General features: G+C 71.8%; 20 protein-coding genes. 12 read left to right on the forward strand and 8 right to left on the reverse strand.

All coding sequences use genetic code 11. The features are described from left to right. Window positions 1-142 precede the first annotated feature (142 nt). The 3 genes from OG780_RS24785 to mfd all read left to right on the forward strand — a co-directional run bounded on the left by OG780_RS24785 (window position 143) and on the right by mfd (window position 7,364). Complete coding sequence (locus OG780_RS24785) at window positions 143-931, forward strand: ABC transporter ATP-binding protein (RefSeq protein WP_328451640.1); 789 nt, start codon at window positions 143-145, stop codon at window positions 929-931. After that, on the forward strand, window positions 928-3,507 hold the full coding sequence (locus OG780_RS24790) for an ABC transporter permease (protein ID WP_328451642.1): 2,580 nt from the start codon (window positions 928-930) through the stop codon (window positions 3,505-3,507). The genes OG780_RS24785 and OG780_RS24790 overlap by 4 nt, the downstream gene beginning before the upstream one ends. A gap of 305 nt (window positions 3,508-3,812) precedes the next feature. After that, the gene (gene mfd / locus OG780_RS24795; protein WP_328451644.1) at window positions 3,813-7,364 is read left to right on the forward strand and encodes a transcription-repair coupling factor; all 3,552 of its coding nucleotides are present in this window, start codon (window positions 3,813-3,815) and stop codon (window positions 7,362-7,364) included. A 126-nt stretch (window positions 7,365-7,490) separates the two neighbouring features. Here the strand turns inward: mfd and OG780_RS24800 are convergent, their stop codons facing one another. Next, window positions 7,491-8,153 (reverse strand): TetR/AcrR family transcriptional regulator, encoded by a 663-nt coding sequence (locus tag OG780_RS24800; RefSeq protein ID WP_328451646.1) that lies wholly within the window; start codon window positions 8,151-8,153, stop codon window positions 7,491-7,493. Between the two features lie 106 nt (window positions 8,154-8,259). Between OG780_RS24800 and OG780_RS24805 the strand changes: the two genes are divergently transcribed. After that, complete coding sequence (locus OG780_RS24805) at window positions 8,260-9,204, forward strand: SCO6745 family protein (protein WP_328451647.1); 945 nt, start codon at window positions 8,260-8,262, stop codon at window positions 9,202-9,204. A 198-nt stretch (window positions 9,205-9,402) separates the two neighbouring features. Here the strand turns inward: OG780_RS24805 and OG780_RS24810 are convergent, their stop codons facing one another. Continuing rightward, window positions 9,403-9,594: an Rv0909 family putative TA system antitoxin gene (locus tag OG780_RS24810; protein WP_326787312.1), complete on the reverse strand. Its 192-nt coding sequence runs from the start codon at window positions 9,592-9,594 to the stop codon at window positions 9,403-9,405. Between the two features lie 160 nt (window positions 9,595-9,754). Between OG780_RS24810 and OG780_RS24815 the strand changes: the two genes are divergently transcribed. Next, window positions 9,755-10,483: an HNH endonuclease family protein gene (locus tag OG780_RS24815; protein WP_328451650.1), complete on the forward strand. Its 729-nt coding sequence runs from the start codon at window positions 9,755-9,757 to the stop codon at window positions 10,481-10,483. A gap of 98 nt (window positions 10,484-10,581) precedes the next feature. Here OG780_RS24815 and OG780_RS24820 read toward each other — a convergent pair whose 3' ends face one another. The 5 genes from OG780_RS24820 to OG780_RS24840 all read right to left on the reverse strand — a co-directional run bounded on the left by OG780_RS24820 (window position 10,582) and on the right by OG780_RS24840 (window position 14,900). Then, a complete protein-coding gene (locus OG780_RS24820) occupies window positions 10,582-11,916 on the reverse strand; it encodes a hypothetical protein (RefSeq protein WP_328451652.1) in 1,335 nt (444 codons plus the stop codon). 159 nt (window positions 11,917-12,075) lie between these two features. Then, window positions 12,076-12,519: a hypothetical protein gene (locus OG780_RS24825; RefSeq protein WP_328451654.1), complete on the reverse strand. Its 444-nt coding sequence runs from the start codon at window positions 12,517-12,519 to the stop codon at window positions 12,076-12,078. Window positions 12,520-13,084: 565 nt separating this feature from the next. After that, window positions 13,085-13,447 carry a hypothetical protein gene (locus tag OG780_RS24830; protein ID WP_328451656.1) on the reverse strand — a complete coding sequence of 121 codons (363 nt, stop codon included), beginning with the start codon at window positions 13,445-13,447 and terminating at the stop codon, window positions 13,085-13,087. An 88-nt stretch (window positions 13,448-13,535) separates the two neighbouring features. Next, window positions 13,536-14,255: a hypothetical protein gene (locus OG780_RS24835; protein WP_328451658.1), complete on the reverse strand. Its 720-nt coding sequence runs from the start codon at window positions 14,253-14,255 to the stop codon at window positions 13,536-13,538. A 189-nt stretch (window positions 14,256-14,444) separates the two neighbouring features. After that, window positions 14,445-14,900: a hypothetical protein gene (locus tag OG780_RS24840; RefSeq protein ID WP_328451660.1), complete on the reverse strand. Its 456-nt coding sequence runs from the start codon at window positions 14,898-14,900 to the stop codon at window positions 14,445-14,447. Window positions 14,901-15,099: 199 nt separating this feature from the next. On the opposite strand from OG780_RS24840, the gene OG780_RS24845 reads away from it, so the two are divergent. From OG780_RS24845 to OG780_RS24870, 6 genes are all read left to right on the forward strand, one after another. Next, entirely contained in the window at window positions 15,100-17,310 is a 2,211-nt protein-coding gene (locus OG780_RS24845; protein WP_328451662.1) for an N-6 DNA methylase, read from the forward strand. Between the two features lie 194 nt (window positions 17,311-17,504). Then, window positions 17,505-18,107, forward strand: a complete 603-nt coding sequence (locus OG780_RS24850; RefSeq protein ID WP_328451664.1) for a hypothetical protein — start codon at window positions 17,505-17,507, stop codon at window positions 18,105-18,107. A gap of 38 nt (window positions 18,108-18,145) precedes the next feature. Continuing rightward, entirely contained in the window at window positions 18,146-19,630 is a 1,485-nt protein-coding gene (locus OG780_RS24855) for a serine/threonine-protein kinase (RefSeq protein ID WP_328458348.1), read from the forward strand. A 186-nt stretch (window positions 19,631-19,816) separates the two neighbouring features. Continuing rightward, complete coding sequence (locus tag OG780_RS24860; protein WP_328451666.1) at window positions 19,817-20,644, forward strand: glycoside hydrolase domain-containing protein; 828 nt, start codon at window positions 19,817-19,819, stop codon at window positions 20,642-20,644. A 232-nt stretch (window positions 20,645-20,876) separates the two neighbouring features. Beyond that, window positions 20,877-21,536 (forward strand): SurA N-terminal domain-containing protein, encoded by a 660-nt coding sequence (locus OG780_RS24865; RefSeq protein ID WP_328451668.1) that lies wholly within the window; start codon window positions 20,877-20,879, stop codon window positions 21,534-21,536. A gap of 199 nt (window positions 21,537-21,735) precedes the next feature. Further along, on the forward strand, window positions 21,736-22,722 hold the full coding sequence (locus tag OG780_RS24870; protein ID WP_328458350.1) for a nucleoside triphosphate pyrophosphohydrolase: 987 nt from the start codon (window positions 21,736-21,738) through the stop codon (window positions 22,720-22,722). 52 nt (window positions 22,723-22,774) lie between these two features. On the opposite strand, the gene OG780_RS24875 is transcribed toward OG780_RS24870, so the two are convergent. Next, entirely contained in the window at window positions 22,775-23,986 is a 1,212-nt protein-coding gene (locus tag OG780_RS24875) for a globin domain-containing protein (protein ID WP_328451670.1), read from the reverse strand. Window positions 23,987-24,153: 167 nt separating this feature from the next. Here OG780_RS24875 and OG780_RS24880 point away from each other — a divergent pair, with 167 nt between their 5' ends. Beyond that, window positions 24,154-25,425 (forward strand): cytochrome P450 family protein, encoded by a 1,272-nt coding sequence (locus OG780_RS24880; RefSeq protein WP_328451672.1) that lies wholly within the window; start codon window positions 24,154-24,156, stop codon window positions 25,423-25,425. The last annotated feature ends 205 nt before the right edge of the window (window positions 25,426-25,630 follow it).

Raw genomic sequence — 25,630 nt, forward strand, 5'->3', positions numbered from 1 at the left:
GCCGACCCCCTCACGACACCAGACTTAACGACGTGACCGGCGCAGCGCGTCCGAACAGCGTGGACCTCCGCTCCCGTCGCACCCGCTCGCAGACTTTCGCAGCCCAGCAGGTCCCCCTGCTGGCCGACTTAGGAGACATACCGTGACATCGGCTGTAAGCATTCCCAGGCACGAGGGCACTGGAGGGCGTACGGCCGTCGCCGCGCGGGCGCGACAGGTCGTCAAGGCGTACGGGTCCGGGGAGACCCGCGTCGTCGCCCTCGACCAGGTCGACGTGGACATCGCGCGGGGCCGGTTCACCGCGATCATGGGCCCCTCGGGGTCCGGCAAGTCCACTCTGATGCACTGCCTCGCCGGACTCGACACCGTCACCTCCGGCCAGATCTTCCTCGACGAGACCGAGATCACCGGGCTCAAGGACAAGAAGCTGACGCAGCTGCGCCGTGACCGGATCGGCTTCATCTTCCAGGCGTTCAACCTGCTGCCGACGCTGAACGCCCTGGAGAACATCACGCTCCCGATGGACATCGCGGGCCGCAAGCCCGACCGGGCCTGGCTGAACCAGGTCGTGGAGACCGTCGGGCTCAAGGACCGGCTCAAGCACCGCCCGACCCAGCTCTCCGGCGGCCAGCAGCAGCGCGTCGCCGTGGCGCGGGCGCTGGCGGCCCGGCCCGAGATCATCTTCGGCGACGAGCCGACCGGAAACCTCGACTCCCGGGCCGGCGCCGAGGTGCTGGGCTTCCTGCGGCGCTCGGTGGACGACCTGGGCCAGACCATCGTGATGGTCACGCACGACCCGGTGGCGGCCTCGTACGCGGACCGCGTGCTGTATCTCGCGGACGGCAGGATCGTCGACGAGATGCACCAGCCGACGGCCGACCAGGTCCTGGACCGCATGAAGGACTTCGACTCCCGCGGGCGGACGTCATGACCGTCCTCAAGACCTCGATGCGCAACTTCTTCGCGCACAAGGGACGCATGGCGCTGTCCGCCGTGGCGGTCCTGCTGTCGGTGGCCTTCGTCTGCGGGACCCTGGTGTTCAGCGACACGATGAACACGACGTTCGACAAGCTGTTCGCGGCCACCTCCTCCGACGTCACCGTGAGCGCCAAGAGCGCCTCGGACACCGGCGAGACGACGTCCGGCAACGGCAGGCCGCCGGTCATGCCCGCCTCGGTGCTCGACCAGGTGCGTACGGCGCCGGGCGTGAAGTCGGCCGAGGGCGCGGTCTTCTCCAGTGCCGTGACCGTCGTCGACGCCGACAAGGACAACCTGTCGCCCTCCAGCGGCGCGCCCACCATCGTCGGCAGCTGGAACGCCAACGAAGCGCGCACCATGAAGATCACCTCCGGCACGGCGCCGAAGGGCTCCGGCCAGGTGATGGTCGACGAGGACACCGCCGACAAGCACCACCTGAAGCTCGGTGACGAGATCGGCGTGATCAGCGCCGTCGGCACGCACACCGCGAAGATCTCCGGCATCGCGCACTTCACCGTCACCAACCCCGGCGCGGCCATCTTCTACCTGGACACGCCGACCGCCCAGAAGACGCTCGTCGGCCGGACCGGCGTCTACACCAACGTGAACGTCACCGCCGCCGCCGGGGTCAGCGACGCCCGGCTCAAGCAGGACGTGACGGCCACGACCGGCGGCCACTACAAGGTGCAGACCGCCAAGGAGACCGCCGACGCCAACAGCCAGGACGTGAGCGGCTTCCTGGACGTCATGAAGTACGCGATGCTCGGCTTCGCCGGGATCGCCTTCCTGGTCGGCATCTTCCTGATCATCAACACCTTCTCGATGCTCGTCGCCCAGCGCACCCGCGAGATCGGTCTGATGCGGGCCATCGGCTCCAGCCGCAAGCAGGTCAACCGCTCGGTCCTGGTCGAGGCACTGCTCCTCGGCACGGTCGGCTCGGTCCTCGGTGTCGGCGCGGGCATCGGCATCGCCGTCGGCCTGATGAAGCTCATGGGCATGACCGGCATGAACCTGTCCACCGACGACCTGACGGTCGCGTGGACGACCCCGGTGATCGGCATGGTGCTGGGCGTCGTCGTCACGGTCCTGGCGGCCTATCTGCCCGCCCGCCGGGCCGGCAAGGTCTCCCCGATGGCCGCCCTGCGCGACGCCGGCGCCCCGGCCGACGCGAAGGCCGGAGTCGTACGGGCCGTGCTCGGCCTGCTCCTCACCGGCGCGGGCGGCTTCGGCCTCTACCTCGCCGCCGACGCCACCAAGGCGAGCGAGGGCTCGATGTGGCTCGGCCTCGGCGTGGTGCTCAGCCTGCTCGGGTTCGTCATCATCGGCCCGCTGCTCGCGAGCGGTGTGGTGCGCGTCCTGGGCGCGGTCCTGCTGCGGGCGTTCGGCCCGGTGGGACGCCTGGCCGAGCGCAACGCCCTGCGCAACCCGCGCCGCACCGGCGCCACCGGCGCCGCCCTCATGATCGGCCTCGCGCTGGTCGCCTGCCTGTCGGTGGTCGGCTCCTCCATGGTCGCCTCCGCGACCGACGAACTCGACAAGACCGTCGGCACCGACTTCATCATCCAGAACGACGGCGGTCAGCCGATCACCCCGCAGGCCGCGCAGGCCGTGAAGAAGACGCCGGGGCTGTCCCGGGTCACCGAGTACCGGGTCACCGAGGGCGACTACACCACCCCCGACGGCAAGACGCTCAAGAACACCGACATCACGGCGGCCGACCCGTCGTACGCCACCGACCTGCGGACCAAGACCGTCGCCGGTGACCTGAAGGACGCCTACCTGCCCGACTCGATGTCCGTGCACGACAAGTTCGCCAAGGACCACGGCATCCACCTCGGGTCGAAGATCAAGGTCGCCTTCAAGGACGGTGCCACCGCGGACCTGACGGTCCGCGCCATCACCAGCAGCGACGCCGTCATCGACAAGGGCTCGAAGTACATCTCCACCGCCACGCTCGCCAAGTACGTGCCGGCCGACAAGATGCCCCTGGACGCGATGGTCTTCGCCTCGGCCAAGGACGGACAGCAGGACAGCGCGTACAAGGCCCTGAAGTCCTCCCTGCACGACTACCCGCAGTACCAGGTCCGCGACCAGACCGACTACAAGCAGGCCATGAAGGACCAGATCGGCCAGCTCCTGAACCTGATCTACGGCCTGCTGGCCCTCGCGATCATCGTCGCGGTCCTCGGTGTGGTGAACACCCTCGCCCTGTCCGTGGTCGAGCGCACCAGGGAGATCGGTCTGATGCGGGCCATCGGCCTCTCGCGCCGCCAGCTTCGCCGCATGATCCGGATGGAGTCGGTGGTCATCGCCCTCTTCGGCGCGCTGCTCGGCCTCGGCCTGGGCATGGGCTGGGGCGCCACCGCCCAGCAGCTCCTCGCCCTGGAGGGACTGAAGGTCCTGGAGATCCCCTGGCCGACCATCATCGGGGTCTTCGTCGGATCGGCCTTCGTGGGCCTGTTCGCCGCCCTGATCCCGGCGTTCCGGGCGGGCCGGATGAACGTGCTGAACGCGATCGCCACCGACTAGAGCCATCCGGCATCCAGCCGTTCGGCCATCCGGTCACCGGCGGACAGCCGGATCCGAGCCACCGCGTACGGGGGTTGCGGGGGACGGGCCCGGGCCCGGGGAGTCACTTCCCCGGTCCCGGGCCCACGGCGCGTCCGGGCCTCGGGCCCACGGCGCGTCAGGCTCCGGGGCCACGGCGCGTCCGGGCCGGGGGCCTCCACGGACGGTCACACGCGGGCGGGCGCGGAGTCGTAGGCTGGAGGCCCCCGGCCCGTCCCACGTGTCGGGCGTCTCGCGTTGCCCACTCCCCGGGATGGAAGCCCTTCATGAGCCTGCACGGTCTGCTCGACGCCGTCGTCAAGGACGCCGCCCTCACGGAGGCGGTGAAGGCCGCCGCCGACGGCAACCGGATGCATGTCGACCTGGTCGGCCCACCGGCGGCACGCCCGTTCGCCGTCGCCGCGCTCGCCCGCGAGACCGGGCGCACGGTGCTGGCGGTGACGGCCACGGGCCGTGAGGCCGAGGACCTGGCCGCGGCCCTGCGCTCCCTGCTTCCGCCGGACGGCGTCGCGGAGTACCCCTCGTGGGAGACGCTGCCCCACGAGCGGCTCTCGCCCCGCTCGGACACCGTCGGCCGGCGCCTCGCCGTCCTGCGGCGCCTTTCCCACCCGCGCCCCGACGACCCCGAGACCGGCCCGGTGTCCGTCGTCGTGGCCCCCATCCGTTCGGTCCTCCAGCCGCAGGTCAAGGGTCTGGGCGACCTGGAACCCGTCGTCCTGCGCACCGGCGTGAGCGCCGACCTGGGCGAGACCGTCGAGGCGCTCGCGGCAGCCGCGTACTCCCGCGTCGAACTCGTGGAGAAGCGCGGCGAGTTCGCCGTCCGCGGCGGCATCCTGGACGTCTTCCCGCCCACCGAGGAGCACCCGCTGCGGGTGGAGTTCTGGGGCGACGACGTCGAGGAGATCCGCTACTTCAAGATCGCGGACCAGCGCTCGCTCGAAGTCGCCGAGCACGGCCTGTGGGCCCCGCCCTGCCGCGAACTGCTGCTCACGGAGGACGTCCGGGCGCGGGCCGAGGCCCTCGCCGAAGCCCACCCGGAGCTGGGCGAACTCCTCGGCAAGATCGCCGAGGGCATCGCCGTCGAAGGCATGGAATCGCTCGCCCCGGTCCTCGTCGACGACATGGAACTGCTGCTCGACGTCCTGCCCGAGGGCGCGATGACCGTCGTGTGCGATCCGGAGCGGGTACGGACCCGGGCCTCGGACCTGGTCGCGACCTCGCAGGAGTTCCTCCAGGCGTCCTGGGCGGCGACGGCCGGGGGCGGCGAGGCGCCCATCGACGTCGGCGCGGCCTCCCTGTGGTCCATCGCGGACGTACGGGACCGGGCCCGCGAGCTGGACATGATGTGGTGGTCGGTGTCGCCGTTCGCCGCCGACGGGGAACTCACGGACGCCTTCGCCGGCGGGGTGGGGGACACCCTCAAGCTGGGCATGCACGCCCCCGAGACCTACCGCGGCGACACCGCCCGCGCGCTCGCCGACACCAAGGGCTGGCTGGCCGAGGGCTGGCACACGGTCTACGTCACCGAGGCGCACGGCCCGGCCGCCCGCACCGTCGAGGTGCTCGGCGGCGAGGGCATCGCCGCCCGCCTGGACACCGACCTCACCGGGCTCGGCCCCTCCGTCGTGCACGTGGCGTGCGGCTCCATCGACTACGGCTTCGTCGACCCGGCGCTGCGGCTCGCCGTCCTGACCGAGACCGACCTCTCCGGCCAGAAGGCGGCGGGCAAGGACGGCACCCGGATGCCGGCCCGCCGCCGCAAGACGATCGACCCGCTGACCCTGGAGACCGGCGACTACATCGTCCACGAACAGCACGGTGTCGGCCGCTACATCGAGATGGTGCAGCGCACCGTCCAGACCGCGACCCGCGAGTACCTGGTCGTCGAGTACGCCCCCGCCAAGCGCGGCCAGCCGGGCGACCGCCTCTACATCCCCACCGACCAGCTGGAACAGATCACCAAGTACGTCGGCGGCGAGGCCCCGACGATGCACCGCCTGGGCGGCGCCGACTGGACCAAGACCAAGGCGCGCGCGAAGAAGGCGGTCAAGGAGATCGCCGCGGACCTGATCAAGCTGTACTCGGCGCGGATGGCGGCCCCGGGCCACGCGTTCGGCGCCGACACACCCTGGCAGCGCGAGCTGGAGGACGCCTTCCCGTACGCGGAGACCCCCGACCAGCTCACGACGATCGCCGAGGTCAAGGAGGACATGGAGAAGACGGTCCCGATGGACCGCCTGATCTGCGGCGACGTCGGCTACGGCAAGACCGAGATCGCGGTCCGCGCCGCGTTCAAGGCGGTGCAGGACGGCAAGCAGGTCGCGGTCCTGGTCCCCACGACCCTGCTCGTGCAGCAGCACTTCGGCACGTTCTCCGAGCGCTACTCGCAGTTCCCCGTGAACGTCCGCGCCCTGTCCCGCTTCCAGACGGACACCGAGGCCAAGGCGGTCCTGGAAGGGCTGCGCGAGGGCTCGGTCGACCTCGTCATCGGCACCCACCGCCTGTTCTCCTCCGAGACCAAGTTCAAGGACCTGGGCCTGGTCATCGTCGACGAGGAGCAGCGCTTCGGCGTCGAGCACAAGGAGCAGCTCAAGAAGCTCCGCGCCAACGTCGACGTCCTCACGATGTCCGCGACCCCCATTCCCCGAACGCTCGAAATGGCGGTCACCGGCATCCGCGAGATGTCCACGATCACCACCCCGCCGGAGGAGCGGCACCCGGTGCTGACCTTCGTCGGCCCGTACGAGGAGAAGCAGATCGGCGCCGCGATCCGCCGTGAACTGCTGCGCGAGGGCCAGGTCTTCTACATCCACAACCGGGTCGAGTCCATCGACCGGGCGGCCGCCCGCCTCAGGGAGATCGTCCCGGAGGCGCGGATCGCCACGGCCCACGGCCAGATGGGGGAGCAGGCCCTGGAGCAGGTGGTCGTCGACTTCTGGGAGAAGAGGTTCGATGTTCTGGTCTCCACGACGATCGTCGAGTCGGGCATCGACATCTCGAACGCGAACACGCTGATCGTGGAGCGCGGCGACAACTTCGGCCTGTCGCAGCTGCACCAGCTGCGCGGCCGGGTCGGCCGCGGCCGGGAACGCGGCTACGCCTACTTCCTGTACCCGCCGGAGAAGCCCCTCACGGAGACGGCCCACGAGCGGCTCGCGACGATCGCCCAGCACACCGAGATGGGCGCGGGCATGTACGTGGCGATGAAGGACCTGGAGATCCGCGGCGCGGGCAACCTGCTCGGCGGCGAACAGTCGGGCCACATCGCCGGCGTCGGCTTCGACCTGTACGTACGCATGGTGGGCGAGGCGGTCGCGGACTACCGCGCCTCCCTGGAGGGCGGTGTGGAGGAGGAGCCGCCGCTGGAGGTCAAGATCGAGCTGCCGGTCGACGCGCATGTCCCGCACGAGTACGCGCCGGGCGAGCGGCTGCGCCTCGCCGCGTACCGGTCCATCGCCTCCGCGAACACGGAGGAGGACGTCAAGGCGGTACGCGAGGAACTCGTCGACCGCTACGGCAAGCTCCCGGAACCGGTCGAGAACCTGCTCCTGGTGGCGGGCCTGCGGATGCTCGCGCGTGCCTGCGGGGTCGGCGAGATCGTCCTCCAGGGCAACAACGTCCGCTTCGCGCCGGTGGAGTTGAGGGAGTCCCAGGAGCTGCGTCTGAAGCGCCTGTATCCGGGGACCGTCATCAAGCCGACGGCACACCAGATCCTCGTCCCGCGCCCGAAGACCGCGAAGGTCGGAGGAAGGCCGCTGGTGGGACGGGAACTGCTCGGCTGGACCGGGGAGTTCCTGGCCTCGATCCTGGGGTCGTAGGGGTCGTAGGGGTCGTAGGGGTCGTAGGGCCGGAGGGGCCGGAGGCTCTTCCGCGCCTCGCCGCGGCCGGGGGCGGGGGCGGGCAGGCCCGCGCGGATCAGCGCTCGTGGCTCAGGCCTGCGCGGATCAGGGCCGCTCGGGGCGGAACAGCATGCCCGTCAGGGCGTGGAAGACCTCTTCGGTGTCCTGGCCGTCCACCTGGCCGTCCAGGTTGTGGCTGATCAGGAGGGTGGCGAAGCCGTGGGCGAGGGACCAGGCCGCGATGCCCGCGAGGCGGGTGTCGGTGCCGCGGCCCTCCGAGGGGAGCGCGGACACGGCCGCCCGCAGCCGCCCGCCGGCGAGCGTCCGGGCCGTCGTGAGCTCCAGGTCGTTCTCCCGGAGCAGCTCCGGGGAGAACATGACCTGGAAGTGGGCGGGATGCTCCCGCGCGAAGCGTACGTAGCGCACGCCCGCGTCGCGCAGGTCCGCGGCGTCGTCGAGCGCGGTCGCCAGGAGCCCGAAGCCCTCCGCGGCGATGGCTGTGAGCAGGCCGACGCGGTCCTTGAAGTGGTGCGCCGGGGCGGCGTGCGAGACACCCGCGCGGCGGGCCAGGTCGCGCAGGCTCACCGCGGAGGGTCCCTCGGCGGCGATGACGTCGAGAGCGGCGCCGAGGATGGCGCGGCGCAGGTCCCCGTGGTGATAGGGGCGCGCTGAGCCGCTGGTCTGCTCGGTGACCGGACCGCTGGTCCTCTCGGAAGCCGGACCGCTGGATTTCTCGGTGACCGGACCGCTGGTCTTCGCGGGATGCATGACAGCAGCGTACGCCCAATCTAGTCGTTGACAAGTTCGGGTGGCCGGGGCAATCTTGTCAGTGTCAAGTTGTGGAGCGTGTCGATACGTGACGAGGGGTGGAGTCATGTCCGGGAACGTGAGCGGGACGAGTGGGGCCGTCGGGGCGGGCGTCGCGAGCGAAGGTGGCGTGCCGACGGACGGCGCGGGTGTCGACCTCGGGCAGGTGCGCCGGCTCTGGCAGCTGCTGGAGCCCCTGCACGCCGTGCTGTACTACGCGCCGGAGGCCTTCGAGGAGGCGGCGGCGCTCGGATACGGGACCGAGGAGCGCTGGCCCAGCTACTTCCCCTACCGCGCGGCGCCGTTGGGGGCCGTCGGTGGTCGGCGGGTGGCCTCCGCCTTCTACGGCTTCAGCCCGCGCATGGTGCACGAACACATCGACTCCGCCTGGCGGACGGCGAGTCCGGAGCAGGTGCTCGCCGCGCGGGAGCGGGCCGTCGACCGGGCCTACCGCGCGATACTCGGCGACCGTGTCGACAGTCCCGAGCTGGCCGAGGCCGCCGTGTCGGCCCGCCGGGCCGCCGAGGCCGCCGACACCGCGGGCCGTCAGCTCGCCGCGGTCAATGCCGAGTTGCCCTGGCCGAAGGCGCCGCATCTCCAGCTGTGGCACGCGGCGACGATCCTGCGCGAGCACCGCGGTGACGGTCACCTCGCCGCCCTGCTGGTCGAGGGCCTGGACCCCGTCGAATCGCTGGTGTCCTTCGCGGCGATAGGCGCGGCCTCCGTGGAGCGTTTCGAGAGCCGTGGCTGGAGCCCGCGGGAGTGGGCCGCGGCCAGGGACCGCCTGGCCGCCCGGGGGCTGGTCGACGAGGACGGCATCGCCACGGAGGCCGGACGTGGGCTGCGCCGCCGGGTCGAGGACCACACCGACCGCCTCGCCGCCGCCCCTTGGCGCTCGCTCGGCCCGGACGCCGTCAGCCGCCTCGCCGATCTGCTCGGCGAGTTCTGGGTAGCGGTGCTGGGCTCGGGACTGCTGCCGTCGGAGACGACCCTGGGGATCGGAAAGGTCTGACACCCGGGCGGAGATCAACGGGTGTCATCGGCCCGCTCGGCGGGGAGGGCGGGGGTGGGACTGGAGGACGGCCCGCGACACCGAACCCACCCGGAGCGTGTACGCCGGTGGGCTCGGCGGGAGGGGCAACGGCACCGGCCCCACCCGGCGGGTGTGCCGCGGTGGGGCTTGGCGGGGACGGTTCTCGAATCGCTCCGGCTATGACTGTGGGGGCCGGTCGCGGTCACGGTCCATGCCCATCGCGCCTTCGGCCTTCTGCTGCGCGTCGTCGACCTTGTCCGTGTATTTGTCGCCGGTCTTCTTGTTGACCTGCTTCTCGGCGGCGTCGGACATGTCCGATGCTTTGTCCTGTGCCGCCCGGTTGCTCTTGAACTTGTCGAAGATGCCCATCCAGAGCTCCTTCCGGGGTGACTCACGACCGACGATACGCCCGGCGTGCGCCTCTTGCCCATTGATGCCCGGTATGGCCGGGGAATGGTGGCCGTTACCGTGGGCAGACGGGAATCACGTCCGATCGGGACGGACCGGGGAGGCGAAGGGGAGGGACGTCGTGCTGCGTCTGAGGGGTGGGGCGGCTGCCGCACTGGTGGTGCTCGTCATCGGTGCCGGTGCCGGCGGCTGCAAGAAGGATTCCCTGGGTTCGGCGGAGCCGCAGGAGACGGTGGGCGGCGCCCATGGGGCCGCGCTCGCCGCCGTGGACTCGCTGGCGGTCAAGGGGCGCGCGCCCAAGACCGGGTACAGCAGGGAGCGGTTCGGCACCGCCTGGGCGGACACCGACGCGAATCGGTGCGACACCCGTGATGACATCCTCAAGCGGGATCTGAAGGACGTGAAGTTCAGCGACGGCACGTGCAAGGTGTCCCGCGGGGTCCTCGAACCCGATCCGTACGGCGGCAAGGACGTCACCTTCGTCCGTGGCCGCAGCCTGGTCGACATCGACCACCTCGTCGCGCTCTCGGACGCCTGGCAGAAGGGCGCCAAGTACTGGGACGCGAGCAAGCGGATAGCGCTGGCCAACGACCCGCTCAACCTCCGTGCGGTCGGCGCGAGCGCCAACCGCAGCAAGGGCGACGGCGACACCGCGACCTGGCTCCCGCCGAGCAAGGCGTACCGCTGCACGTATGTCGCCGCGCAGGTGGCGGTCAAGAAGAAGTACGGGCTCTGGGTCACCGGCGCCGAGAAGGCGGCCATGAAGAAGGTGCTGGGCGGCTGCCCCGGCCAGAAGCTCCCCTCGGGCGGGAACCCGACCGAGGCGCCGGAGAGGTTCCACGCGAAGTGATGTGAGGGGGCGTCGGCCCGTCGGCGGCGGGGCGTGACGGGTCCCGCGGCGGCGCGGAGACGGAAGGGGGCGAGTCGTCGCCCGCCCCCTCACGGCTGTCAGACGGACGGGTTGACCACTACTTCGGCCGAGTTGTTCGTGCTGTCCGGGTCGAAGGCGAGGGACGCGCCGCCGGCGTAGGCCCGTGCGACGACGCGGCCCGTCGCGTCGGGGACGACCCGGTCAATGCGCAGCCCGAACGGGAAGCTGACGTCCAGGTCGGGCGTGGTCCACGTCGGCAGGGTGCAGACGTAGTGGACGACGTCCGGGGCATCACCCGGTGCCCTGGTGGTGCGGCAGGTGCGGGGCACGGACGTGGCGGTGGTGCCTTCCGGGAGGTAGAAGTCGATCGCGACGAGCGGGTCACCGGAGGTGACGTCACCGACCCAGGCCGGGCCGTTGTTGACGAAGCGGAAGGCGGCGGTGACGGTGTCGCCGGCCGCGCCGCTCACCTCGGTGCCCTTCATGGCGAAGTCGGCGGTGTTGTCGGCGTCGATGTGCCACGTACGGCTGTTGTCCGAGCTGTCGAGGTCGACGGTGGCTTCGTCGGCGGGCTGGACGCCGTAGTCGATCCGCTCGTGCAGCGCGTGGCCGGTGACGGCGAGCCGCAACGGCTCCGGCAGTTCCACGGTGGCGCCGGGCGGGACGTCGGTGTCGAAGGAGCAGGCCACGTACGTGAACCCGCTGCCCAGTCCGGTGTCGGTGCACTGCGGGTAGCGGGTGGTGACATCGAGGCCGTACGTCACATACATCGCCAGCTTGAAGCCGTGCGCGGTCTCGTTGCCGGTGTTCGTGACGGAGGACGGCACGGTCAGGCTGCTGCCGGGCGCGACGCCGGTGACGTCCTGGGCGGCGCTGACGCCGAGGTCGATTCCGGACCCGACGGTGACGTACGTTGCCGCGCTCGGGGCGACGAGCGTGCCGTCGGGGCCGCCGGTGGCCTCGGCGGAGTATTCGATCGCGCCTTGCGCCCCCAAGGCGGCTTCGGTGTCGGCCCGCAGCTTGAGTTGCACTTTCGGGCGGTAGGGGGCCCGCACGTCCCCGACGTCGCACACGGCGACGGTGCCGGCCTCGTCCGGTGCGCAGTTGTCGGGCCAGGCCACCTCGGCGACCCCGTCGAGCCCGGAGACGTCGACGGTCAGCCGCCCGTCGGTCACGGTGTTGTCGCGGTTGGAGTGGAACAGACCGAGGTCCAGCGTCCGGTACTGCGTCGTACCGCCCTCCGGAGCGACGGTGACCGTCGCGTCCCGCGGTGCCTCGATCTCCAGCTCGTCGCTCTGCGCCGCACCGCCGGCGAACGCGACCCCGCTCCCGAGCCCGGCGAGGACCAACGCCCCCACGGCTCCGGCACATAACCCGCGACGCAGTACACGTCCGACGGACAGAGAACTCATTGCATCCCCCAGAAGGGCAGAGGTGACCCCGGCGAAGTGATCATCGCCGGACGCCAGTTCGACTCCGTGCCGGGGCGGAAGGTTGTAGACGAGGGGGAAGTCGCTGTGGTGCGAGGTGTGCGAGGTGGGGCCGCCGTGGGTGGCGGCCCCCGGTGTGCGTCAGCGCGTGACCGGCAGGGCCCCGGCGAACACATGGCCGTCGGCGCGGGTCTGGACCGGGAAGTCCACCTTGAGGGCGCCCTCCTGGCCCTGGACGGTCAGGTGGGTGACCGTCTTCAGGCCGAGGAAGGCCCTCTTGGCCGCGGTCGCGGTGACGTACGGGCGGGCGATGTTCATCAGCAACTCGCCCGGCCTGCCGCCCCGGTTGCCGTCGAAGAACATGATCCGCTGGTTCGTCAGGACGACGTAGACCGCGCGCGGGCGGACCGTCGCCATTACCATGCCCAGGGTGAGCACCCCGACCACGATCGCGGTGAGGGCCTGCTTGCGCACCGAGACCGTACCGATGGTGGCCAGGCTGGTGAGTTCGATCTGCTCACCCGGGAGCAGCAAGGGAGCCGAGGTCTCCAGCAGTTGTCTGTTGTGGCGGGCGTTGATGGCCATGGAAGGGCTCCTGGGACGGATCGGGGATGAACGGGGCGGTGGGTGTGGTGGCGTCGGCTGCCGCTGCGGCCGCCGATCGGTTTCCGCCGGTCGGCCCGGTCGCCCGTCTCCCCTCACGTGCCCGGGGGATTGTTTCAAGCCAGGGAAAGGCTGAATGGTCACTTTTCGCAAGGTGACATCAAGTTCGCGCCATGGACGAGTCAAGATCGTTCATGGGGGAGTCAAGCGGGTTCCCGTACGTGCCCTTTGGGCTCTGTGTCCCCCGCGGTTTTTCTCACCCCGGCGGAAATCGCGTCCGGTCCTCCGTCCGGCATCCGCTCCATGCCGATGTCGGCGGGCCGCGCGCATCGCCTTTTTTTCGGGTGCGTCGGCGGACCGCCGGCCTGTCCGGCCGTCAGAATCCAGCGCGGGACCCGGCGGGGATGATCCTCGCGGTCCGGCGGGGCTGAACATCGGGTCGTTCGGCCGGGGGGACGGAGTCCGTGACACCCGGCGGGGGACGGAGTCCGCGGCGCCAGGCGGCGATGAACCGCCCGGTGCCCCGTTCCCCACGTGCTGCCGGGGGTCAGCGCAGGTAGGGGTTGCCTGCCGCCTGGCCCGGCCAGGGGGCGGGGCCCGCGCCGGTCATGGCGTTCTGCGGAGTGGGTTTGTCGAACAGCGGGCCCACCAGCAGCCATACGGCCAGGACCAGGGTGCCGAGGAAGACCAGGCCCAAGGTCGCCTCACCCTTGCCCTCCGGGAGGCTCGCCAACGACACGAACCCCACCTCGTACAGCGCGAACGAGGCGAAGGCGCCCCAGTCGGATCCTCGCCCCCTGCGGATCGCCACGTACAGGAAAGGCACCCACACGAGCAGGCTGAACGATCCGACCGCCAGAACCGACCACGCCAGCCGCTGGAACCAGCCGGCTTCCACGCGCTTGTCCATCACACCCCCGAACTACCCCGTGAACCCCCGAGAGGATTCCCGGGCCCCCGAGAAACCACTCGGGGGCGCCATGTTCCCATCCGCCGGGTCACGCGTGCTCGTGTTCGCCCTTCAGTGAGGTCACGATCCGGGCGGTCAGCTTCTTCGCCGTGGCCGCGCCGTTGTCGTGTCCGTCCGTGGACAGCACCGTGACGACGTCCGTCCCGGACTGCGCGGCGATCAGGGTCGACCCGTTCTGCCAGGCGCTGTTGGTCAGTGTGATCGTGTAGGCGGCGTCGCCGAGACCGGCGGTGTCGGCCCCGACGACCTTCACCTTGGTGTGCGTGTCCGCGTCGGTGTAGGTCGCGCAGGCGGCGACGGCCTTCTTCAGGTTCGCCATCACCTTCGTCGCGGTCGTGCCGCGGAAGGTGTCGATCTCCTGGGCGATGTCCTCGGACGTGGCCTTGCTGACGTAGTCGTTCTGGGCGAAGGAGACCCCCGATTCGCCGGTGATCGCTATCCAGCTGGTGCCGCCGAGCAGCGTGCAGTCGGGCTTCGCCGCGGGCGAGGAGCTCGGCGCGGTGTACGTGGTGCCGGAGTCCCGTGCGGCGCTCGGATCCACCGCGAAACCGGCGGCGAAGAAGGAGGCGGGCGCCAGTGCCTTCTTGAGCTGCGCGCCCGCCAGCAGACCGGCGTCGGGATCCTTGGACGGCTTCTTCGCCGTGGCGGACGAGGCCGAGGTGCCGGTCGCGGAGGAGCAGGCGGTCAGAGCGAGCGGGAGCACGGCGGCGGCGATCAGCGCCTTGGCCGCGCGGGAGGGATGACGCATCGGGATCTGTCCTTCGAAGGTGAGGTCGGAACGGGCCGGATGCCCGTGCCCGGGTGGGGCTTTCGGTTGGCGGGGACTGGAAGAAGACGGGCGGGGCGTACGGTGGCCGGTCGGCCGGCGGGCGGCGCGTACGGCCGCGGGTCAGCCGGGTGGTCGGGGCGTACGGCAGCCGGTCAGCCGGTCGGCCGGTCAGCCCGGCGGGTGGGGCGTACGGCGGCGGGTCTTCTTCCAGTCCCCGCAGCCGGACGTCTTGAAGTAGGTGTCCTTGGCGCTGATCGTGACGACGGCCGTGCCGGTGACGTCGCCTTCCGCGATGAGCGAGTCCAGGCCGTGGCCGGCGTCCTCGGCGCGTTCCCAGTGGCAGGAGCCGTCGGTGTTGCCGGTGGTGCGATAGGTGCCGGGCTCGATGTCCGCGCCGACCCGGAAGTCGCCGTTCCCCGCGAACGAGGCCTTTCCCTTCTCGGCCGCATCGGCCGAGCCGGTGTGCTGCCGGGTACCGGGCCGGGGGGTCGTGGAGACCGAAGAGCCCCTGTCGGAGCCGCCGGTCGCGCGGCCGTGGCCGCGGCTGTTGTCGTCGGCGTTCGCCGAGACGACACCGATGACGACGAGGCCCACAGTGGCGCTCAGCGCGGCCCTGCCCTTCATGCCCACGACTGCTCCCCTCCCCGCGGCGGCGCCTCGATGGCGGCCGTTCGTTCGCTGGGTCAATAAGACCAGAGCCTGTGAATCGAGTCAACACGGTTCACGGAACCTCTTGTGTTCACGGTGTGAACGGGTAGATCTTGCCTGCGTCGGTATGCTCGACGCCACACAGGGACGAGTCGGGACGAGAGGAGCGGAGCGAGTGCAGGACAACGCGACCGAGGTGACCGCCGCCGGAATCGCACGGCTGGCCGGCGTCGGCCGCGCGGCCGTGAGCAACTGGCGCCGTCGGCACGCCGACTTCCCCAAGCCCGTCGGCGGTACGGAGACCAGCCCGTCGTTCGCCCTCGCCGAGGTCGAGGCCTGGCTGCGTCAGCAGGGAAAACTCGCCGAAGTGCCCCTGCGGGAACGCGTCTGGCAGCAACTCGTCGGCCACCCCGAGGGCCCGGCTACCGCGCTCACCCACGCCGGTTTCGTGCTGCTGCTCATCCATGACCGGCCGACGGTCTGGCTGGAGGCGGGCGCCGGCTCCGACGAGCGCCTCGCCGCGCTGTTGCCGACCGCGCTGGAGCAGGCGGTCACCCCCCGGTTCGGCCCGGTGCGAGGTGAACGGGGTGTTCACGCCGGAACGGGCGCGATGTCCCCGTCGGCTGTGAACCGACCGGCGACTGTGAACACTCCGGAAGCCGATCCTGATCCAGGGGTATCACTGCCCCCGCACGCCCCGCACGCCCCCGTCATCCCCCCGGCCTCAGCGATCCCGGCACCCCCTGCCGCCTCTGCCACCCCCGCGCTGCGCCTCCCCACCGGCCCCCAGCTGCTCCCCTCCGTCCCCCTCCTCCGCGGCGTGGCCGAGCTCGCCGCCGAGCTGGGTGCCCGTCAGACCTTCGAGTTCCTGCTCGGGCGGCACCTCGACGCCAACCCGCGCCAGTACACGCCCACCCCCACCGAGCTCGCCCGCCTCATGGCCGACCTCGCGGGACCCGCCCGCACCGTCCTCGACCCGGCCTGCGGCACCGGCGCCCTGCTGCGCGCCCTCGACACCGGTCCCGGTCAGGAGCTTCACGCCCAGGACAGCGCCCCCGAACTCGCCGCGCTCACCGCGCTCCGGCTCGCCCTGCACGGCCGGGCCACCGTGCGCGCGGCCGTCGGCGACACCCTGCGCGCCGACGCCTTTCCGCGGCTGCGCGCCGACGCCGTCCTGTGTCATCCCCCGTTCAACGAACGCAACTGGGGTCATGACGAACTGGCCTACGACCCCCGCTGGGAGTACGGCTTCCCGGCCCGTGCCGAGTCCGAGCTGGCCTGGGTGCAGCACGCGCTGGCCCGGCTGCGGGACGGCGGCACCGCCGTCCTGCTCATGCCTCCCGCCACCGCCTCCCGACGTTCCGGCCGCCGTATCCGCGCCGACCTGCTGCGCCGCGGCGCGCTGCGGGCCGTCGTCGCGCTGCCGGTCGGCGCGGCGGCCCCGTACAACATTCCCCTGCACCTGTGGGTGCTGCGCAGGCCCGAGAACGCGCCCGGCCGGCCCGAGGTGCTGCTCGCCGACGCCGGGCAGTTCACCGGCGAGGGGCGTGGCGGTCCCGACTGGGGGGCCGTCAGGGACGTCGTGCTCGACGCCTGGCGGGCCCACGACCGGGACGGCACCCTCCAGGAGCGGCCCGGTCTGGCGCGTTCCGTGCCCGTCATCGAACTCCTGGACGACGACGTCGACCTCGCCCCGGCCCGCCACCTCCCGCCCCCGGCGGCGGCCGACGGCGCCGAACAGCTCGCGGCCGTGCGCGAGTGCCTCGACGAGACACTGCGGCTGGCCACCGGTCTCACCCCCTCGCCCGCCGTGACGGGCCGGCCCGCCCGCTGGCCGCTCACCACCGTCGGCGAACTCGCCCGCGGGAGCGCCCTGGTGATGCGTACGGGCGGGAACGGCGGCCCCACGCGGGTGCCCGTCCTCACCGACCACGACGTGCTCGCCGGCACCGGCCCCACGGGGACCCTGCCCGAGAGCGACGAGGAAGCCGTGCTGACGGAGGCGGGCGACGTGGTCGTGCCGGTGCTCGGCGGCGGCTCGGTGGTCCGGGTGGTCGACGGCACGACGGCGGGCGCCGTCCTGGGGCGCAACCTCGTGCTCCTGCACCCCGATCCCGCGGCGCTCGACCCGTGGTTCCTCGCCGGGTTCCTGCGGGGCACCGCCAACAACCGCCAGGCCAGCAGTTACGCGTCCACCGCCACCCGCCTCGACGTGCGCCGGCTGCAACTGCCCCGGCTCCCGCTGGACGAACAGCGGCGCTACGGCGCCCGGTTCCGCGCTCTCGACGAGTTCGAGCGGGCGCTCAGGCACGCGGGCCGGCTGGGGGACCAGCTCGTACGCGGCATGTACGACGGGCTGACGGACGGGACGGTGCCCCCGGGCTGAGGCCCCGCGCGCCCCGAGTCCCCCGCGCGCTTCGCCCGTCGTTCCCGGCCGCCGCGGGGCCGCCTCTCCCGACGTCACCCGCGGCGTCGGGCGAGGTGACCGGCGCGACAACCGTTCCGTACAACCCGGGACCGGTCGTCCGTGTCGGCCTATACGCTCGAACTCCGAAATCGAACCCAGGCCCGGGAGCAGTCATGTACGGCCACGACGGGGCGCCACCCACCCGCAGCGCGGGAACCGTCATCACGTTGCGCGTGCTGTTCGCCGCCGCCGGGCTCCTGTCGTGCGGTCTGCTCGCCTGTGTTCCGCTGTTCCGGGTGGCGATCCAGCGGGGGCGGTGGTTCGACTGGACGGCGGCCTGGGTGTCGCTGCCGGTGTCCATCGGCGCGCTCATGGTCGTCGGTACGGTGCCGGAGAGCGACAGCAGGGGCGATGTCGCGCTGACCGTGGCACTGATCCTCGGTGCCGGCAGCGTCGCGTACTACCTGGCCAGCGACATCCGCTTCCACAACGCGGGCCGGCGGCCCGTCGGCTACGCGCCGCTCCACCCGCGGACCGCCCCCGGGCCGTACGGCCATCCGCAGCCCGCGCCGCCCGCCGCGCCGTACCCGGGCTTCCACGTACCGCAGCCTCCCGTACCGCAGCCGTACCCGCCGAACACGCCGATGCCCCAGCCCCCGCCGCAGCGGGCCACGCCCGCGCGGATCGACCAGGTGCGCGCCGAGCTCGACGAACTCAGCGACTATCTGCGCAGGCACGGGGACCGGCGCGACGGCGACCACGAGGGCGGACGGTGACCGCGGAGGCCGGACGCGTCGTCGCCGGGCGCTACGAACTGGCCACGCTCATCGGGCAGGGAGGCATGGGCCAGGTCTGGACGGCTTACGACCAGCGGCTCGACCGGCGCGTCGCGGTGAAGCTGCTGCGTCCCGACAAGGTCGTCGGCCAGGAGGCCGACGAACTGCGCCGCCGCTTCGCGCGCGAGTGCCGGGTGACCGCCCAGGTCGACCACCCCGGCCTGGTCACCGTGCACGACGCGGGCAGCGAGGGCGAGGAGCTGTTCCTCGTCATGCAGTACGTCGACGGCGCCGACCTCTCCGATCACCTCGCCGAACACGACCCCTACCCGTGGCAGTGGGCGGTCGCGGTCGCCGCGCAGCTGTGCGCCGTACTGAGCGCCGTGCACTCCGTGCCGATCGTCCACCGCGACCTCAAGCCGCGCAACGTGATGGTGAAGCAGGACGGCACGGTGACCGTCCTCGACCTCGGCGTCGCCTCCGTCATGGACACCGACACGACCCGCCTCACGCACACCGGATCCCCCATCGGCTCGCCCGCCTACATGGCGCCCGAGCAGGCGATGGGCGGCGCGGTGGGCCCGTACACCGACCTGTACGCGCTCGGTGTGCTGATGCACGAACTCCTCAGCGGAGACGTGCCGTTCACGGGCTCGACGGCGCTCGGCGTGCTGCACCGGCACCTGTACGAGCCTCCGCTGCCCGTACGCCGGCTGCGCCCCGAGATCCCGGAGGCGCTGGAGAACCTGGTCCTGCGCCTGCTCGCGAAGGACCCGCAGCACCGGCCCGCCTCCGCACAGGAGGTGTACGAGCACCTGGTGCCGCTCCTGCCCGCGCGCGGAACCCCCACCGGGGCACTGCTCGACCCCACCCGCCCCTTCCTGCACCCGCACGCCCCCTGGCCGGACCGCGCCCGCACGCCCGCACCCCGGCCCGCCCCCGTGGCGCGAGCCGCCGGGAAGACCGATGTCGCCGGCGCCGTCGACGAGGTGAAGCGCCTTCTGGGCGAGGGCCGCATCACGCAGGCCGTCGACGTCCTCGGCGCGATCCTGCCCACCGCCGCACAGCAGCACGGCGAGCACTCCCCGGTCGTACGCACCCTGCGCAAGCAGTACGCGGCCACGCTCATGGACGACGGCCAGTACCGGCGCGCGCTGCCCGAACTGCGCCGCCTCGCCGACGAACGCGCCGCCGAGGCCGGCCCGGCCGACCCCCAGTCCCTGCGCCACCGCTACGAAGCCGCCCAGTGCCTGGAGCAGTTGGGCGACCCGGCGGCGGCGCTCGCCGAGTACCGCGCGCTGCTGCCGTACTACGAGAACCAGTACGCGGCCGACGACCCGGAACTCGCCTTCGACGTCCGCCGCCGCATCGGTCATCTGCTGCTGGCGCTCGGCGACCGCGCCGCCGCCCACGACACACTGGCCCGGCTGCTGCACGACGTGGAGCGGCTGCACGGCCCCGGACACCCGCTCGCGGCCGAGATCCGGCGGACCTTGCAATGGCTGGGCCAGGTACGCGGCTAGGGCCTGTCCTGTTTTTTTGCCGTGCCCTGAGAGGATCTTGTGACTCCGCAGGGGCTTTCTTTCCCGAACGGGCATGCGCGGCCGGTTAGGTTGCGCCTGTTTCGTGCCGTGCGCGCCTCACCGCGCGCCGCGCGCTGTCATCGCACAACCTGCCGGTACCACCGGCACGACCAGGGGTGGGTTCACATGTCCGACCATCGTCAGTCGAGGAAGCGCCGGTACATAACCTGGGGGATGGCCGGGGTCGCCGTCGTCGTCGGCGCCGGCATCGCCGCGCAGACCTCCATGGCCGCCACGACCTGGCCCGCCCAGAAGACCTACACAGGCCGCGCCTTCGACACCTGCGCGGCGCCCTCGCTCACCGCGATGAAGGCCTGGCACACCGGCTTCTACGGAGCCGCCGCCGTGTACATCGGCGGCAAGAACCGCGGATGCGGCCAGCCCAACCTCACCGCGTCCTGGGTCAAGTCGGTCAGCACGCTGGGCTGGAAGCTCATCCCGCTGTACGTCGGCGCCCAGCCGTCCTGCCAGACCGGGAGCAGCCCCGAGAAGATCACCACCGCGACCGCGGCCTCGCTCGGCGCGGCCGACGGAGCGGACGCGGTCGCCAAGGCCTCCGCCCTGGGGATGAAGGCCGGCAGTCCGGTCTACCTCGACATGGAGTCGTACGACATCACGAACAAGGCGTGCAACGACGCCGTGCTGACGTACGTGCGCGCCTTCGACAAGGTCCTGCGCGCCAAGACGTACCGCTCCGGGTACTACGGCTTCACCAGCTCCAGCGCCAAGGCCATCGCGACCGCGACCGACAAGACGGACCTGCCGGGCAACCTCTGGTACGCGCTGTGGGACAAGAAGAACACCACGACCACCGACTGGCCGTGGGGCGCCACCCAGTTCACCGGCCACAGCCGCGCCCACCAGTACATGGTCAACAGCAAGGAGACCATCGGCAGCGTCACGATCACCGTGGACCGCGACGCCTGGGACGCGCCGGTCGCCATCACCGGCTGACGCGCGGACGGCCGCGGGAGGGGACGGACACGGCCGGCCGGTCGGATCACCGGCAGGCCGTGGTCACTCGTACGGGCGGACCGTGGCCGTTCCGCGGGGCGGGGAACCGTCGGCGGTGCCTGAAGTCGTCGTGAATCGTTGGTCGAATGGCTGGCCGAGAGGCGGGCCACTGCCTACCATCGATCACCGCAAGACTTTGTGCACCGTCGCACAATCTCCTCGGGAGGCTTCCTTGCACCGCCGCCGTCGCACCGCGCTCGTCCTCTCCGCCGCGATCATCGCCGCGGCCCCTCTGCTCACCGGGTGCGGCAGCGATGCCCATCCGGGTGCGGCGGCCGTCGTCGGAGACAGCCGGATCACCGTCGCGCAGCTGGAGGGCCGGGTCGACGAGGTGCGCTCGGCGCAGCGGGCCGCGAGCAAGGACGACGCCCAGTACGCGCAGGTCGTCGCGAGCACCGGCACCCTCACCCGCGACACCCTGCACAGCATGGTCCTGGACCGGGTGCTGGACCGGGCGGCCAGGAACGCCGGTGTGGAAGTCACCCGCAAGGACTCGCAGCAGATGCGGTCGGCGCTCGAACAGCAGGCGGGCGGCTCGAAGGCGCTGGAGACGGCCTGGCTGTCGAACTACGGCGTGGCGCCCAAGCGCCTCGACGACAGCCTGCGCACCGAGATCGAGGCCCGCAAGCTCGCCGCCGCACTCGGCGTCGACATGAACACCACCGACGGCAAGGCCGCCTTCTGGAAGGCGATGTCCACCGCCTCCAAGCAGCTCCATGTCGACCTGAACCCGCGCTACGGCACCTGGGACGTCCAGAAGAGCAGCCGCGTCGACGCGAAGACGCCGTGGGTGCGTGAGGTCTCCGCGGCGGCGACCCAGCAGCCCGCGTAACCCGTCGCTGCGGGTCGGCGGGACGTCGGCGGATCGGCGGATCTACGGATCGGCCGACCCGCCGGGCCTGTGGACACCGGTGTCCCTGGGGTCTGTGGACAACTCCGGGGGTGCCGGCGGCGTGGGTTACGTTCGAGGGGTGAACGCAATCAGTGAACCGACGGGGGCCGCTCAGGGCGGCGAGCGGACCGCGGCCGATGTGACCGCCGAGGGCACGAGCGCCGCCGACCCCGGCCGCATCGTCCTGCTCACCACCAGCCACCGCGTGGCGCCCGGCCTGCTGTCCTGGCCGGCTTGGCAGGCGCTGCACGGCGCGGACCGGGTGCTGTGTTCGGACGGCGCGCACCCGCAGGTGCCGTATCTGCGCGAGGCGGGCATCGGGGTCGACGAGGAGTCACCGACCGCGCAGGAACTGGTCGACGCGTGCGCCGGCGGCCGCTCGGTGGTCGTCGTCGCCACCGGCGAGGGCGAACCCCGGCTCACCGACGGTCTGGCCCGCCTGGCGGGCTCCGGCCGCATACGGATGCCGGACCTGGAACTGCTGCCCGCCTCGTACGACCTGCCGGGCGCGCGTCTGCTCGACCTCGTCCAGGTGATGGACCGCATCCGCGCCGAGTGCCCCTGGTCGTCCCGGCAGACGCACGAGGGCCTGGCGAAGTACGGCCTGGAGGAGTCGTACGAGCTCGTCGAGGCCATCGAGGAGGGTGACCGGGACGAGCTGCGGGAGGAGCTCGGCGACGTCCTGCTCCAGGTCGTCTTCCACTCCCGGATCGCCGAGGACGACACGGAGGCTCCGTTCTCGATCGACGACGTGGCCGGCGGGATCGTCGCCAAGCTGATCCACCGGCACCCGCATGTCTTCGGCGACGAGACGGCCACGACGCCCGAGGAGGTCAAGGAGCACTGGCTGCGTACCAAGGCCGAGGAGAAGCGGCGAACGTCCGTCACCGAGGGTGTCCCGCTCGGCCAGCCGGGTCTGGCCCTGTCGGCCAAGCTGTCGTCCCGGGCGCGCACGGCGGGACTCGACGTTCCGCTGCCCGCGGGCGAGGGCGTGGGATACGAACTGCTGGCGATGGCCGTCCGTGCCGAGGCCGAGGGCGTCGACCCCGAGGCGGCGCTGCGGGCGGCGGCGCGCACGTACCGGGACGCGATCCGCGGGGTGGAGGAAAAGGGTGGGGCGGGCTGACCGGGCCCGGGTCGGTCCGGGTGAGGTCCGGGGTGAGGTCCGTCGTTCCGGGTCACGGTCCGAGGGCGCGGCCCGCCGGGTTGTGCCAGGCCGGCGGGGGGAGGTCGAGAAGCCACTGGGCCGCGCCCACCGGGCGGGGACGGCTCTCCCCGGTCGGCGGCAGCGGGTCGTGGAAGACCCGCTCGGCCGGTGTTCCGAGAGCGGAGAGCGCGTCGCCGGTCTCTTCGACGAGATCGGGCGGACCGGCGACATAGACGTCGTGCCGGGTCCAGCCGGCCCGGTTGCCCAGCGCGGTGAGCAGCCGTTCGGTCGCCTGGACCTTGGGGCGGCCGGGCGCGGGGGTGATGTAGGTGACGGCGAGCCGGGGGAGCGCGGCCCGCAGGCGTTCGACGGCCGGCCGGTCGTAGAGGTGGGCGATGTCGCGGGCCACGAGGAACAGACGGGCCTCGTGGGCGGGTTCGAGCTGTTCCAGCAGGGCCTTCACCGGTGCCCAGCCCGTGCCGGCCGCGATGAGGGTGAGGGGCCGGTCGGCGGGCGTCCGCAGGGTGAGGCCGCCGCCGGGCGGGCCCAGCCGCAGTACGTCGCCCACCCGGGTCCGCCGGACGAGAGCGGTGGAGAGCGTGCCGCCCTCGACGCGGCTGACGTGCAGGTCGACGGTGCGGTCGGCGCGCGGCGCGTTGGCGAGGGAGTAGGGGCGCCAGACACGAGGCAGATGGGGCACGCAGACACTGACGTACTGACCGGGGGAGTAGGTGAGCCGTTGCCGTGGCCGCAGGGTGAGGACGGCGAGGCCGTCGCCGTGCCGGGTGCGGGAGACGACCTCGGCGTCCCACCAGAGCGGCTCGCCGTGGTGCCGGGCCTCCCCGGCGCCCTCCAGCATGCACTGGGCGATCACCCCGTACGCGGCGGTCCAGGCCTTCTCGGTCTCGGCGTTCCAGGCCGAGCCCGCGACGACCGCGAACGCGGCGATCAGACTCTCCCCCACGGCCGCGTAGTGCCCGGGCCGGGTCAGGTACTTGCGGTGGTCGCGGCCCAGACTCCGTAAGTACCGGGGCAGGTCCGGATCCTCCAGCCTGTCCATGACGAAGGTGAGCGCCGCGAAGAGCCGGTCCCGCTGCCGTTCCATGTCCCGGGCGAGGTCCGCAGGGAACAGCGCGCGGAGCTGCGGGTTGTGGCGGAAGAGGTGCGAGTAGAAGTACTTGACCGCGAACTCGGCCCGTCGTTCCACGACCGCGAAGCTGGATCTGAGTATTTCGGGGTCCACGGCAGGAAAGTAGGAACGTGCCGGGCGTCGAGGTCAAACAGCCGGCCATGTCCGGACGGTCCGGGGCGAACCGGGCGGGAGAGGCTCCGGCCGCCGCCGCGCGCGACGGGTGGCGCCCGATCGCCGGGCGGCCGGGGGACGCCGCCCCCTGCGGATACGGTCGAGGAGTGACCGAGTACGAAGCCTCCGCCAGCCCCGCCCCCGAACTCTTCACCTGGGAGTTCGCCACCGACCCCTACCCGGCGTACGCCTGGCTCAGGGAGAACGCGCCCGTGCACCGCACGCGGCTGCCCAGCGGGGTGGAGGCCTGGCTCGTCACGCGGTACGCCGACGCCAAACAGACGCTCGCCGACCAGCGGCTGTCCAAGAATCCCGCGCACCACGACGAGCCCGCGCACGCGAAGGGCCGGACCGGGATTCCCGGGGAGCGCAAGGCCGAGCTCATGACGCATTTGCTGAACATCGACCCGCCGGACCACACCCGGCTGCGGCGGCTCGTCAGCAAGGCGTTCACGCCGCGGCGCGTGGCCGAATTCGCCCCGCGGGTGCAGGAGCTGACGGATCAGCTCATCGCCGGGTTCGCGGCCAGGGGCTCCGCGGACCTCATCCACGAGTTCGCCTTCCCGCTCCCCATCTACGCCATCTGCGACCTGCTCGGCGTCCCGCGCGAGGACCAGGACGACTTCCGGGACTGGGCGGGCATGATGATCCGGCACGGCGGCGGGCCCAGAGGCGGGGTCGCCCGGTCCGTGAAGAAGATGCGCGGGTATCTCGCCGAGCTCATCCACCGCAAGCGCGAGGCGCTGACAGCGGAGCCCGCACCGGGCGAGGACCTCATCTCCGGGCTCATCCGCGCCTCCGACCACGGCGAGCACCTCACCGAGAACGAGGCCGCAGCCATGGCCTTCATCCTGCTCTTCGCCGGGTTCGAGACCACGGTCAATCTCATCGGGAACGGGATGCACGCCCTGCTCACCCACCCCGGGCAGCGGGCGCGTCTCCAGGCCTCCCTCGCGGCCGGGGAGAGCGGGCTGCTCGAGACGGGTGTCGAGGAACTCCTGCGCTACGACGGGCCCGTGGAACTGGCCACCTGGCGGTTCGCGACCGAGGCCGTGCGGATCGGCGGGCAGGACATCGCGGCCGGTGATCCCGTGCTCGTGGTGCTCGCGGCCGCCGACCGTGACCCCGAACGTTTCGAACAGCCGGACACGCTGGATCTCGCGCGACGTGACCTTCAGCACTTGGGCTACGGCCACGGCATCCACTACTGCCTGGGCGCGCCGCTCGCCCGACTGGAGGGGCAGACCGCGCTCGGTACGCTCCTCGGCCGCCTGCCCGACATCCAACTCGCCGGAGAATCGTCTGATTTGCGCTGGCGTGGAGGTCTCATTATGCGTGGATTGCGCACGCTTCCTGTGGAGTTCACCCCGGTCAAATAGGCCTGGACCGGTCCATCGGTGACCCTTCGGCATCCCCGTCGAAGGGGTTCTTCCGCATACCGGAAAGAGTGCCCTTGCGGCTAGCGGAACATGATGCTCCATCAAATCTGTGATCTTCGCGTGATCTGTACTGCATCGACTTGTAACCAGCGTTCGAGTGCGACTACCTTCACCCATCAACGCGGCGCCTGCGCTTCTTGGTTCA

Origin of the sequence: Streptomyces sp. NBC_00386 (genome assembly GCF_036063235.1) — a bacterium.
In the GTDB taxonomy this organism is placed as follows: Bacteria; Actinomycetota; Actinomycetes; order Streptomycetales; family Streptomycetaceae; genus Streptomyces.